Source organism: Alteromonas sp. 4NH20-0056 (assembly GCF_057539655.1).
Genome location: NZ_BAAJLS010000013.1, coordinates 1 through 12,187, shown reverse-complemented (window position 1 = coordinate 12,187; position 12,187 = coordinate 1). Strand labels below are relative to the sequence as shown.

Annotated in this window: 11 protein-coding genes; 2 read left to right on the top strand and 9 right to left on the bottom strand. The window is 43.7% G+C overall.

Going from position 1 to position 12,187, the window contains the following annotated elements:
• Positions 1–195 precede the first annotated feature (195 nt).
• From AC27EZ_RS16845 to AC27EZ_RS16815, 7 genes are all read right to left on the bottom strand, one after another.
• The gene (locus tag AC27EZ_RS16845) at positions 196–522 is read right to left on the bottom strand and encodes a YbaB/EbfC family nucleoid-associated protein (protein WP_421131881.1); all 327 of its coding nucleotides are present in this window, start codon (positions 520–522) and stop codon (positions 196–198) included.
• Positions 523–561: 39 nt separating this feature from the next.
• Positions 562–3,222 carry a DNA polymerase III subunit gamma/tau gene (gene dnaX / locus AC27EZ_RS16840; RefSeq protein ID WP_487136437.1) on the bottom strand — a complete coding sequence of 887 codons (2,661 nt, stop codon included), beginning with the start codon at positions 3,220–3,222 and terminating at the stop codon, positions 562–564.
• 17 nt (positions 3,223–3,239) lie between these two features.
• Positions 3,240–3,776, bottom strand: a complete 537-nt coding sequence (gene apt / locus AC27EZ_RS16835; RefSeq protein ID WP_487136436.1) for an adenine phosphoribosyltransferase — start codon at positions 3,774–3,776, stop codon at positions 3,240–3,242.
• A 22-nt stretch (positions 3,777–3,798) separates the two neighbouring features.
• The gene (locus AC27EZ_RS16830; RefSeq protein WP_258313044.1) at positions 3,799–3,921 is read right to left on the bottom strand and encodes a hypothetical protein; all 123 of its coding nucleotides are present in this window, start codon (positions 3,919–3,921) and stop codon (positions 3,799–3,801) included.
• A gap of 200 nt (positions 3,922–4,121) precedes the next feature.
• The gene (locus AC27EZ_RS16825; protein ID WP_487136435.1) at positions 4,122–4,868 is read right to left on the bottom strand and encodes an HvfC family RiPP maturation protein; all 747 of its coding nucleotides are present in this window, start codon (positions 4,866–4,868) and stop codon (positions 4,122–4,124) included.
• Entirely contained in the window at positions 4,868–5,716 is an 849-nt protein-coding gene (locus AC27EZ_RS16820; protein WP_487136434.1) for an HvfB family MNIO-type RiPP peptide maturase, read from the bottom strand. The genes AC27EZ_RS16825 and AC27EZ_RS16820 overlap by 1 nt, the downstream gene beginning before the upstream one ends.
• 102 nt (positions 5,717–5,818) lie before the next feature.
• Entirely contained in the window at positions 5,819–6,238 is a 420-nt protein-coding gene (locus tag AC27EZ_RS16815; protein ID WP_487136433.1) for an HvfA family oxazolone/thioamide-modified RiPP metallophore, read from the bottom strand.
• Between the two features lie 243 nt (positions 6,239–6,481).
• On the opposite strand from AC27EZ_RS16815, the gene AC27EZ_RS16810 reads away from it, so the two are divergent.
• Complete coding sequence (locus tag AC27EZ_RS16810; protein ID WP_487136432.1) at positions 6,482–9,784, top strand: nSTAND1 domain-containing NTPase; 3,303 nt, start codon at positions 6,482–6,484, stop codon at positions 9,782–9,784.
• Positions 9,785–10,144, top strand: a complete 360-nt coding sequence (locus tag AC27EZ_RS16805) for a DP-EP family protein (RefSeq protein WP_487136431.1) — start codon at positions 9,785–9,787, stop codon at positions 10,142–10,144.
• A 103-nt stretch (positions 10,145–10,247) separates the two neighbouring features.
• Here AC27EZ_RS16805 and AC27EZ_RS16800 read toward each other — a convergent pair whose 3' ends face one another.
• Both AC27EZ_RS16800 and AC27EZ_RS16795 read right to left on the bottom strand, forming a co-directional pair.
• The gene (locus AC27EZ_RS16800; RefSeq protein ID WP_487136430.1) at positions 10,248–11,204 is read right to left on the bottom strand and encodes a GGDEF domain-containing protein; all 957 of its coding nucleotides are present in this window, start codon (positions 11,202–11,204) and stop codon (positions 10,248–10,250) included.
• A 133-nt stretch (positions 11,205–11,337) separates the two neighbouring features.
• Positions 11,338–12,187, bottom strand: an 850-nt coding sequence (locus tag AC27EZ_RS16795) for a hypothetical protein (protein ID WP_487136429.1), incomplete at its 5' end; no start/stop codon positions are given.

The window sequence follows — 12,187 nt, the reverse complement described above, 5'->3', positions numbered from 1 at the left end:
GTTATCGCATAAATTTGTTGAAATGCATGTTTATTTCGCCATATTGAAAGCTTACTGACAACGCTGTTGTAACGTATTTTAGTAAACGAAGCGCTTGTAATAAAAAAGACGCTAGTTTGCACTAGCGTCTTTTTTAAAGTACCTCTGCTTTGCCCCCCTTCCCACGGTTTATAATGGAAAGCGGCGAAGCAAAAACTAGAACGGCATTTTGAAGCCTGGAGGTAACGGCATTCCGCCCGTTACGCCGCTCATTTTTTCTTTACTGGTCTCTTGCACTCGGCGAACGGCATCGTTAAACGCAGCAGCAACCAAATCTTCAACCATGTCTTTATCATCGTCCATCAACGACTCATCAATTTCGACACGACGAACATTATGGTTGCACGTCATGGTAACTTTAACCATACCCGCACCCGCCTCACCAGTTACTTCTAGTTTAGCTAATTCATCTTGTGCTTTTTGCATGCGCTCTTGCATTTGCTGCGCCTGCTTCATCATATTGCCCATTCCACCTTTAAACATATTCTTTCTCGCTTAGTTTGGGTGCTTAATAAACTGCTACTATCTTGCCTTTACCGTATCGGTGATGACTGAAGCGTCGAATGTAGATAGTAACGACTGTATTGTTTCATCGGTCTTTATAACCGTGTGTGCATGCGCGTGGCGCATCCCTTGAATTTCTTGCTGCAAACCAAAAGGTGTTTTGTCTGGCGTGCCTAACACAATGTCGACATTTACACTGTTGCCTACGCATTGGTGTAACGCTGAGACAAGTTGCGCTTTATTGTTTTCATTTAATAGATGCGCCTGACTATTGTCAATTTCAAGCGTTATCTGGTTATTTTCTTGTTTAAATGCCGCGTGTAACACAAGCTGTTTTAACAAGCCAGCAACTGGCATCTGTTCAACGAGATTACTCCACGCGTCAATTTGACTAGCGTGCAGGAGCTTTTGACCGTCATTTAAATAGGCAGTTAGTGGCCCATTATAGTTAACGGTGTTGTTCTGATTGTATGCAACAGTGCTGTTTTCACTATGGGCAGAGGTTGTGGTATTGAACGATGTACTATTACTATCAACACTGCTGTCGTCATGCTCATGAGTAACCTGATGGTTATCAGACGCTTGAACGCTTAAGTTCTGCTCGGCAACGTTCACATGCGCGATATCATCAACCTGTTCAGGCTGAGCGTTGTTATCAGTATCTTTGATAAGCGTTTGCGCTGTATCGGTTGAAGATGCCAAAGCAAATGGTGCATCAGCATCATGGTCGGCATGAAAATCATCATCACGGTAACCTTCATCAGCGCTCGCATCCACGTTCCACGGCGGTGGATCATTATTGTCGGTCGTTTGCGTGACTGGGGGAGCGACCTTCTGTAGTTCGCCAGAATCCTCTCGCGAGCGACGTTCCTCATCCTTAGCACGAGACAGGCGACTAACAAAATCGTCTGTCTCTTTGACCGCTTCAGACTTTTTTACGTCTGATGCAAGCCCCTCCTCACGACGCTGTTTTAGACGCTGTCGTAAGGCGAGCATATCGGCGGTAGAGGTAAGCTGCTCTTCTGGTGATGTAGATGATGCAGTTGATACGCTGTCATTGGCTTGCGGCTCTTGCGCCAATGCCGATGAGCCATGCGCTAATACACTATCGCCGTTGTATTCATCGTCACGCTGAGGCAAAGCGTCATCAAAATAAGCATCTAATGGAGGTGCATCTCCACCATAATAGTCTGTCTCGCTTTGGCTTTGCTGAAGCGGCTGTGTGTTTATCTGGTGCTCATGCTGAGAAACACTGTTTTCCACCAATGTAATATTACTATCTTCACTACCCTGTGCTGTGCCGTCATGAGAGCGTTTTGTATCGTCGTCCGTAGGCTCAACACGCTCATCGCGTTGACTAACTTCTCGCAACGCTCCGCTTACCTGTTGATGTATCTGGGACGTTGAAGTAGTCGCTTCTGAAACTACCTCAGCGCTATCCTTACTTTCGTAAGGGTTGCTTGTTGGTTGAGATACACTATTGTGGGAAATTGGCGAGGCATCTGATGTAACGCTATTCTCGTCTTTACCACTAATCGGAAGTGACGGAGATACCTCTCCATTGCTTATTTCACTTTGTGGATCGGGGATCGGAGTATCAGGTGCGAACGTCATCATTCGCAACAGTGTCATTTCTAATGCGCTTCGCCCGTCAGCGGCGAAAGGAAGGTCTTTTCTTCCTTGCAACGTAATTTGATACAGCAACTGAACTTGCTCAGCCGGAATGCTTTTCGCTAGCTGGTAAATTGCTTTCGCCGACGTTGTTTCAAGCTTACATGCTTCTGGTACCCACTGGGTAAGCGCAATTTGATGCAACATACTGCCAAGTTCTGCGTGAACTTGGTCGTAATCTGGCGCTTGGTCGGCCATATCCTCGACAATTGCCATAACGTCGGCAGGCGTTTTGGTCACTACGGCATGCAACAACTTCAATAGCTGGTTTTTATCCATTAAACCGAGCATGTCGGTGACCACGCCGGCCATAACGGCGTTTCCGCCCTGCGCAATGGCTTGATCAGTCAGGCTTAATGCATCTCGCATACTTCCTTGTGCAGCTCGCGCTAAAAGAGACAACGCCGGCACTTCAAAATCAAGCGACTCTTGCTCTAGAATATGCGTAAGCTGCCCGACAATCTGCTCGCGGGATAATGCTTTTAAATTAAACTGCAAACAGCGCGACAGGATCGTAACCGGAAGCTTTTGAGGATCGGTGGTAGCAAGTAAAAATTTTACATGAGGGGGTGGTTCTTCAAGCGTTTTAAGCAACGCATTGAAACTGTGCTTAGACAGCATATGAACTTCATCGATAAGGTACACTTTGAAACGCCCACGACTGGGCTTGTACTGCACATTATCTAGAAGCTCTCGCGTGTCTTCTACCTTCGTTCTTGATGCAGCATCTATCTCTAGAAGGTCGACGAAGTTCCCCTGTTCAATTGCTTTACACGTATTGCATTGACCACAAGGATTGGCACCTTGGCCTTCCTCACAGTTTAAGCTTTTGGAAAAAATTCGCGCAATGGTTGTTTTACCCACACCACGTGTACCTGTGAACAAGTACGCGTGATGCAGACGATCATTATCTAAGGCATTAGAAATAGCAGAGACAACATGCTCTTGCCCTACCAGTTCACTGAACTTTCCTGGACGCCACTTCCGTGCTAAGACCTGATAACTCATTGCTTGGTTACTTTTCCTTATTCGCCTTCAAATTCACACAGTGCGAAACTATCTACATTAAGTGCGTCTAGTTTTTCGCGACCGCCTAAATCAGGCAAACCGATAACGAAACCGGCATGGTTCACTTCTCCGCCTAAGCGGCGAATAAGTGCTACTGATGCGGCAATAGTGCCTCCGGTAGCAAGAAGGTCATCAATTAACAATACCTTGTCACCCGGTTCGATGGCATCTTTATGTATTTCAAGGGTATCAGTACCGTATTCTAATTCGTAGCTTTCACTAACCACTTCACGAGGAAGTTTGTTTGGCTTACGAACGGGTACAAAACCAATGCCCATTTCAATTGCCAGTGGCGCGCCGAACAAGAAACCTCTTGCCTCGGTACCCGCAACTTTGGTGAACCCCATGCCTTGGAATTTCTCTAGCAATAATGAAATACAGCTACTAAACGCTTTGTGATCTTCCAAAACGCTTGTTACATCTCTAAATAAAATACCCGGCTTTGGATAGTCGGGTACGGTCTTTACTACTGACTTAATATATTCTGCAGTCACAATTATGCCTTGAGTCTCTGCTTTATAACCAGAAGGTAAACCAACCGCAGATGATATGCATCAACGGAAACGCAAGCAAAGTAACCAATGATGCGAGGAAATACCACTTGTTGTAAACTTCTTTGAAATCTGAATTGTCAGCCATTTGCACTACCTAAACAATTTTATGAACAAAAAAATGGTCGTAAATGTTAATCGAAAGCACGCACGATTGACAGTGCAAATGTCATCAATCGGTTACTTTCGCGACAGAACAGGGAAAAATTAATGATAAAAAAGGCGGCGAGAGGCTCTCTTGCGATTGAGCAAAAATATCTAGGTTAAATATTACTCAAGCTTCGGTTGTCAGGCAGTTAACAACATGCCTTTTGTCAGCATGTCAAATAACGTATGACGCATGCCATTTACTACTGTCTCTTCAGGTATCTGAGGTAATTGACTCACCAAACTTGTTTGAAGCTCCTCAATCGTTACTCCCAGTTCATCTTGTTCTATGGTGTAAAACAGCATCGCTGAAACTGAGTTCAAGTGTGAAAATTGCACCTCTGACGCGCTATCTCGGTATACGACATAAAATTGCGGTTCGTTGGACACTACATCGGGTTGATAGTCGGGGCCAATAAGATGTACCGGAAATGTATAGGACGCGAGCGTAGCAAGTGGTGACACACATACCTTTTTAGGCAATATGTCATCATTAAAAAAATGAATCTTACGCTCTGTTTTTCTGATACTTATATCAAGCTCTAGCCATTCATAATGCGCTAACTCTGCGGCGAAAGGAGGCAGTTCATCATCGCAGACATAGTCTGATGAAAGGTACTCGACAAACTCTTTACTTATCTCTGCAAAAAATGGCGTGCGACAAGAGTGAGAAGTAAAAAAATGCCTAACTAGCTTTTCCCACTTAGCCTCTGTCATCAATGATTTTAATACCGGAAAGCCTGAACTTACGAATCCGTTAATATTGTTGAAAAATAACGACTGGTAAATAGCCATTCTTCTGGCCTCATCATCGTTGGCCGGTGTATAAGTTGACGGGTCTTTTATCGCTTTTACAAACGTGTCTTGAAGTTCACTAAATAGACTCACTATGCGAGTTTCTCCACACTGTCAGCATGCATTTTTTTTACACGGGTTTGGATACGCTTTATATCGCGCACTTCGTCAAGCAAGGTCTCTAACGATGGGATATTAAAGTCGCGTTCTAGCAAGGTTGGAAATACACCATGAGTTAGGTAAGCATGTTCAAGAAGCTCCCATACCGGCGCAATAACTGCGGCTCCGTGCGTATCTACTTTTAAATCTGGCGCTTCATCATAATGACCTGCAATATGCCCATAGACGATTTTATTACTGGGGAGGCCTGCGATAAATGCGCGCGGGTCGTACTTATGATTAATGCTGTTCACATACACGTTATTCACGTCCAGTAGCATCAAACACCCTGATTCTTCAATCACGGATTGGGTAAATTCAAGTTCGGTCATTTCATCGCTAGGCGATAAATAATACGATACATTCTCCAATACAAGGGGGCGTTCGATAATGTCTTGAACGGTCTTAATTCTCTCAACAACGTGCTTTACTGCATCGGCAGTAAAGGGAATGGGCATTAAATCATACATATGACCATCGCCAGAGCAGTAACTTAAGTGCTCACTGTAGAGTGAAATATTATTGGCATCAAGAAATCGCTTAACCGTTTTAACAAACTCGATATCTAATTTGTCACGACTGCCGATAGAGAGCGAGAGACCATGAGTGGTAAAGGGGGCTTGCTTTATACTTTGTTCAAACTGCGATAAGTACTTTCCGCCAAGTGGGATCCAGTTTTCTGGTGCCACTTCCCAAAAATCAACTTCCTTAGGCAGCACTGGAAGTAGCTCATCAAGCATCTCTCGACGAAAGCCAAGACCGGCTCCAATCACGTCTTTCATTTAGTACTCCGCTTTTAATGAAAGTGGTCATCAAAAATGATGACCACTGGCGAATACGTCTAACTAATATAGTTTTAGGCTAACGCATAACCTAATTGTAACTTATAGGCTACCGCATTTGCCTTCGCCACACTTCCCTTCTTTGGCCTTTTTGTCGCCACCGCATTTGCCTTCACCACATTTACCTTCTTTGGCTTTTTTGTCGCCGCCGCATTTTCCTTCGCCACATTTACCTTCTTTGGCTTTTTTATCGCCGCCGCATTTACCTTCGCCACACTTTCCTTCTTTGGCTTTTTTGTCGCCGCCGCATTTACCTTCGCCACACTTCCCTTCTTTACCTTTTTTATCGCCGCCACATTTGCCTTCGCCACACTTCCCTTCAGCAGCGAATTGACTGTAACCAGAATCAAGTGATTGCATACTAAAAGGATTAGTATCAGCCACGGCTGCGGTTGAAGCGAATGTGCCAAGAACAACGGCACCTAGTGCCGTAGCGATTGTGGTTTTGTTTATTTGTTTCATTATTTTACCCTCGATATAAGATTTGCAAACGTGACGTACAATAAGCACGTGTAATAAGAAAGACCTTTCGAATAGCAAAGTTATTTCATAAAAAATTAAATTATTTACATTTAATTGTTAATAGTTTGAATTTAATAATGTTATTAATACAACAAATCTGTGATTTGACACAATACGTTATTACACGCGGTAAAAGTATGTCGTGGTATTGTAATCATAAATGTCTTTCATCTAGGGCGACAAATGGAAAAGCATCAGTTTTTGCTGGGAGACTGGCTGGTCGACTCGACATCTAACTCGTTACATTTGGGTAAAACGAAGAAGAGTATCGAGCCTAAAGCGATGGATGTGTTGTTATTACTATGTCAGCAAGCCGGAACGGTAATCAGCGCCGATGATATCGTAGAGCAATGCTGGCCAGAAGGCCCTGTGGGTGACAACCCACTGCATAAAACCATTACACAGCTGCGCCGAGCGCTAGGTGATAAAGCAAGTGCCCCCTTTTTCATAGAGACCATTCGAAAGCGAGGCTACCGCATTATTGCGCCGGTCCAATTTGTAAGCAGCGAGCAAACGCGCGCTAGCGAAACAGACTGGCAAGGAGGCTCCCCCTTTCCCGGCTTAAAGGCATTTTCAACCGCTGAAAGTCAAATATACTTTGGCCGGCATGAACTTGTTCAGCGATTGCTTACTCGACTTGCTGACCAATGCACCAGAAAGCGACCGTTCTCTTTAGTCATTGGCCCTAGCGGCTCAGGAAAAAGCTCACTCATACATGCAGGTGTGTTACCCAAACTTCTTGATAAAAAAAGTGGTAGCGGTATTTATGCGCTCGATTACGTTAGCATCGACATGTCTGATCTTACTCCAAAGGCCCTCATCAAAGAGTTAGCCGCCTCAATGCTCGATTGGGATATTAGCGACAAACCTGTTTTTGAAGGTGAGAGCGCCGACTCACTCTCAACGTTAATGTTGGATAACCCAGAACACGTTGCGCAACTTGCCAAAAAAGGTATTAAAGCCGCCGGAGATATAGACCGCGTCGCCTTTCCCTGTTTTGCTATTGTTATCGACAGATTGGAAGTGTATCTAACAACGAACGCGGTGGATGATGCTGAAAAGAACCGCGTATTTGCGCTATTAGAAGCCCTCTCTCAAAGCGGCGTCTTTATGTTGCTTCTGGTGTCTCGTAACGACTTTTACCCTTTGCTGGCAAACTTTCCTGTCTTAATGCGCAATAAAGACCGTGGCGCACACTTTGATGTTACCCCACCAACGTCAGGTGAACTTAGCCAGATGATAAGACTGCCCGCGATAGCAGCTGGGTTGGAATGGGAACAAGACGACAAAAGTACCATTACATTAGATGATACTATTCTTGCCGATGCGTCGTTACAACCCGATTGCTTGCCACTGCTGCAGTACACGTTGCAAGAACTGTATATGCAGAAAAACGGGAACACGCTACTGCATGATACCTACCAAAAACTGGGGGGCATCGACGGCGCCATCGGCCAACGCGCTGAGCAGCGTTATGATGCGATGCCACAAAACGTTCAAAACGCATTGCAGCACGTACTTCCCCTTATTGTTCAGATAACCGAGGACGGTCGCAACTTAACAAGCCGAACCGCAGGATGGGATGAGCTTGAAGACGATTCACATATCGCATTTGTAGAATTAATGGTTGAAAGTCGTCTGTTTGTGTCTGAGTTACACCAAAGCAAACCGTGTTTTAAAGTTGCACATGAAGCGGTACTAAGGCGATGGCATCGCGTTCAAGATTGGCTTAAACAACACCAAAGCGCACTGGTAAGCAAGCGTAGGCTTGAACAGCAAACGAAACAGTGGATAGATGACCAGCGAAGCCAGGCCTTTTTACTGACTGAGGGCAAGCCACTATCTGATGCTGTTGCACTACTTGCAGATGGCAGCGTGAAACTTTCTGACAACGAGAGGCATTTAATCGCTGCATCGCAAAAAAAGCAAAAACAGAAAAGGCTTTTGAAGCGAACGACTGTCGGCGCATTAGCGTGCCTTACGGTTATCTCTTTTTGCGCAATGCTTTTTAGTTTTGAATCACAGGACCTTGCCGAACGTAAACGACTAGAAGCTGAAAACTTGATGGGCTTTATGATTGGTGATTTTGCCAACACGTTGAGAAGCGTAAAACGTATGGATCTCTTGGAAGGGATCAGCAATCAGGCCATCTCTTATGTTGAGAATGCTCAACAACATAGCAGTAACGGTCTATTCAATATCACACACCCCTCTGCCAGCTTTGAATTAAGGTTTCAGCATGCGCTGTCATTGCAGGCAATGGCAGAAGTCAGGTTCTATCGAGACGACATAGACACAGCGAAATCACATTATGAAGATGCAGATCGAAGGCTACGCACGTTACTCGATGAACAACCTAATAACACTGAGCTATTAAAAGCGGCAGGCGCGAATGCCTTTTGGTTAGGTCATATTGCATATGAGGCGAACCGTAGTGTCGAGGCACAACGGGCAATGCAACAATACTTAACACTCAGTAAAGCACTCCTTTCCTTGTTACCCGACGATGCCGACGCCGTATTAGAAGTGGCTTATGCATACAATTCACTTGGTAGCTTAGCGTATAAGGAATACAACTTTAACGTGGCCTTAGCGCATTTTCAGCAATCGCTTTCTTACAAAGAGAAATACGCCGCTAAAGCACAAGACACGGTTTTAGCCGAAACCTATATTGCTGATACATATTCATGGGTAGCGTCTAGTCAACTCAACCAAGGTGATATTACAAACGCAACAATGAGTATATCAAATGCCGTAGCGATACTTAGCGCACTACTACAGCAGTCGCCAAACAATGCGGCAATAGTAGAAGCGTACACCTACACCTTAGTGCGGCAGGCCGAGATCATGCAGCTTTCGGGCAAATATAAAGCAGCAATAGACACGCTAATGAAAGCCCACGATATATTAGCAATTGCGCTACGACAAGACCCAAACAATAGCGCATGGAAAACCGATGAGATAAAAATTAGTGCGTTGTTACTTACGTTATCAACAAATGCTGACGTTAACATAGAGAAACATGTCGTTACTGAGCATGAACGTAACGTGCGTGAGTACTTGCGGGAAAAACCCGAATCGATAACGTTTCAATTACATCATATTAGGTATCTTCAAAATGCAGGAAAATGGCAGGCAAGCCGTCAAACATTAGACGCTGTGCTTGCATTACCCGCATCGAGCGATTTACTCACCCCCAAGACGATTTACACAAATAATAATGAACGTGTTATTAATCTACACATTGCATTAATCAGGCAAGCTTTTGAAGAGAACATGGAAAACAGCGATACGACACGATGTAAGTCGCTGCTTGGCTATTCAAATGAACTTATTAAGGTAAGCTCGAAACCGAATTACCACATTGCTTATGCGTACGCTGCCCAATGTGCAGGGCTTCACGATGACGTGGAAAAAACATTACGGACAATAAATGCCATGGACGCAGTCTTTCCACCCTTTTTACATAACAATAAGAGTACTTAAATGACAGTAACAACAATTAGCTACACCGTGTCTGTAGATACAACGGTATCACCAGCCAAATACACAATATACGACAGCGAAAAAAAGCCAACAGAATCGCCTACCCCCGTAACGCAACCGAATACTGTAATTACTTACACCTTGGAAGAAAATAGCAACACGTTACAGTTTATCGAACCAGAAATAACCGGTGACCCAAACCACGATTTACAGTGCGCTATTTCAAGTGATGGACAGACACTCACAATAATTGATTCTGACGCCGACCAAGAAACGATATGTTTGAAGCTGGTAACGGTGCCAAAAGACCAAGTATTTGTTAGCCAAGACCCGCAAATACTTAACCGTCCTGAAACCTAATACACGCGATAATGTAAAACAATATCGTCAAGTCGAGAAAGCGCTTTTGATAAAGCGCTTTTGATAAAGCGCTTTTATCGCGATTGGTAGATACCTAGTTTTACTATGATAAGAAGCAAATCTGATCTCTTCCTTGTGACTTTGCTTGGTATAGCAAAGCATCTGCGGCGCGCAACAGTGCATCTTTATCCTCATACCTGCCGTTTTCTTGGCTAGCCACACCAATGCTTACCGTGATTTGCGCTTCTTGTACTAATGAAAAGTGGCGCGTAGACAATTGTGAGATGTGGCGCTTAATTCTTATGGCTAGCAGTTGAGCGGTTTGTGGTGAACATTTTGGAAGAACGATAGCGAATTCTTCCCCACCGTAACGCACAGCTAATGACGAGGCTTCTGGGACTGTTAACGCTATGGTTTCTCCGATACGTTTTAAAAACCTGTCGCCGGCGACGTGCCCGAATTCATCGTTGAATTTTTTAAAATGATCAACATCAATAAAGATTAGGCTAATGGGGCTCTTTTCCTGCTCACATTCATTCCACTGCGTTTCGAAGTATTCTGAGAATCTATGTCTATTAGCAAGCCCTGTTAAAAAATCAGTGTTCGCGCGGGTTTCCAGTGCTGCAATTTCGGCATGTTGTAACGTGAGGTCTCGAAATACACATATAAATAAAGGTTGGTCGCTATAGAGTTCTTTGGGCAGCAAAGAGATAGACATCTCTACGTTCACAATCGTATTGCTGTCAGCTCCGCATAAGGTAAGTTCAAATGGTGAGCGGGCGCGCGTTTCATTTATCTCTTGCTGTAACATTTGGCTAATAAACGCATGAGAGCCTGCGGTTTCATCGCAGGTTATATCAAATAGGCTCATTCCTAATAATGCGTTCTTTTCGAAACCTAAAAGAGAGGACGTTAAAGAGTTGGTAATTTCTATTGTGCCGACACCATTAACGACAACAACTGCTTCATTGAGTAAATTAACCATCTTCACCAATGAGCAATCTTGAAAAAAGTTATATAGAGCAGGCTTGCTCGTAATCACGTTCCGCTTCGCAAACATTACTAGTTCCATCCATAAAAGATAAATAATCGATTTCATGGAATTAAGACTATAGGTTTATTTACTCACGAACCTTTCGTTAACCTTACGATACAAGCTATTGATTTTTAATGATTAAAATAAAAAATCACCACTACTCTTCTCCATTCACGAAGAAGTTAAGATGATTTTTTTGTGCATATTCGTTTAATAAATTGATTAAAGTGGTTTGTTTCGGGGATACATTTGATACTGCGAAATAAGTTGGAATGGCGCGACTCGTTACTATTTTTGAATTAACTACCGTAGCGGGGTGCATATCAAGAAAATACTCATAAGGCGCCATATAAGTAAGTAGATTTGCAGTTCGCCCTCGCGCATATAGGTTTACTGCATCGATACTATTGGTCACATCAAAGAACTTATACCCCTTCCCAATTAACTCATTTCGCAAACCATGATAGTCATACCCCCTAATTGCTGTAATCGATTTGTCATCATCGACTTCAACGTTAACTAGATGACCAACCGCTAAATTCGCAAACGGCGTATCGGCAAACTTAACATAGTTTACTAATGCACCTGTGGTTTTGACGTTTATTGTAATATCAACTTTACCGGCCCTCATTAACTCAAACAAACGAGCGGGAGGAATGCATTCAACATGCACTTTTATGCCGACCTTGTTCAGCACCGATAATGATCGGTCGACCGCAGCGCCATAGCATTGATAAGTAACTGGGTCTCGAATTACTAAAGGAGGGAACTCAACTAACCCTAATACAACAACGCTGTTGTCTTCACTCGCATCATGGTCAGCCCACGCTGCGTTAGCGAAAAAAAGAATAAACGTTAAAAAAAATACTGCACGAGTAAAAACCACAAGCAAAACTCGATTAAGAACGTACAGTAACAATAAATGAATATTCTTCTTTTCGCATGTTTTATTACACAAATATTTTTTTAGCGTGTAAACATCATTGTATTTTATAGGAACGCACAAC

Coding starts and splice junctions, on each gene's coding strand:
- AC27EZ_RS16845 (WP_421131881.1), bottom strand. CDS start 522: ATGTTTAAAGGTGGAATGGGCAATATGATGAAGCAGGCGCAGCAAATG.
- dnaX (WP_487136437.1), bottom strand. CDS start 3,222: ATGAGTTATCAGGTCTTAGCACGGAAGTGGCGTCCAGGAAAGTTCAGT.
- AC27EZ_RS16830 (WP_258313044.1), bottom strand. CDS start 3,921: ATGGCTGACAATTCAGATTTCAAAGAAGTTTACAACAAGTGGTATTTC.
- AC27EZ_RS16820 (WP_487136434.1), bottom strand. CDS start 5,716: ATGAAAGACGTGATTGGAGCCGGTCTTGGCTTTCGTCGAGAGATGCTT.
- AC27EZ_RS16815 (WP_487136433.1), bottom strand. CDS start 6,238: ATGAAACAAATAAACAAAACCACAATCGCTACGGCACTAGGTGCCGTT.
- AC27EZ_RS16810 (WP_487136432.1), top strand. CDS start 6,482: ATGGAAAAGCATCAGTTTTTGCTGGGAGACTGGCTGGTCGACTCGACA.
- AC27EZ_RS16805 (WP_487136431.1), top strand. CDS start 9,785: ATGACAGTAACAACAATTAGCTACACCGTGTCTGTAGATACAACGGTA.
- AC27EZ_RS16800 (WP_487136430.1), bottom strand. CDS start 11,204: ATGTTTGCGAAGCGGAACGTGATTACGAGCAAGCCTGCTCTATATAAC.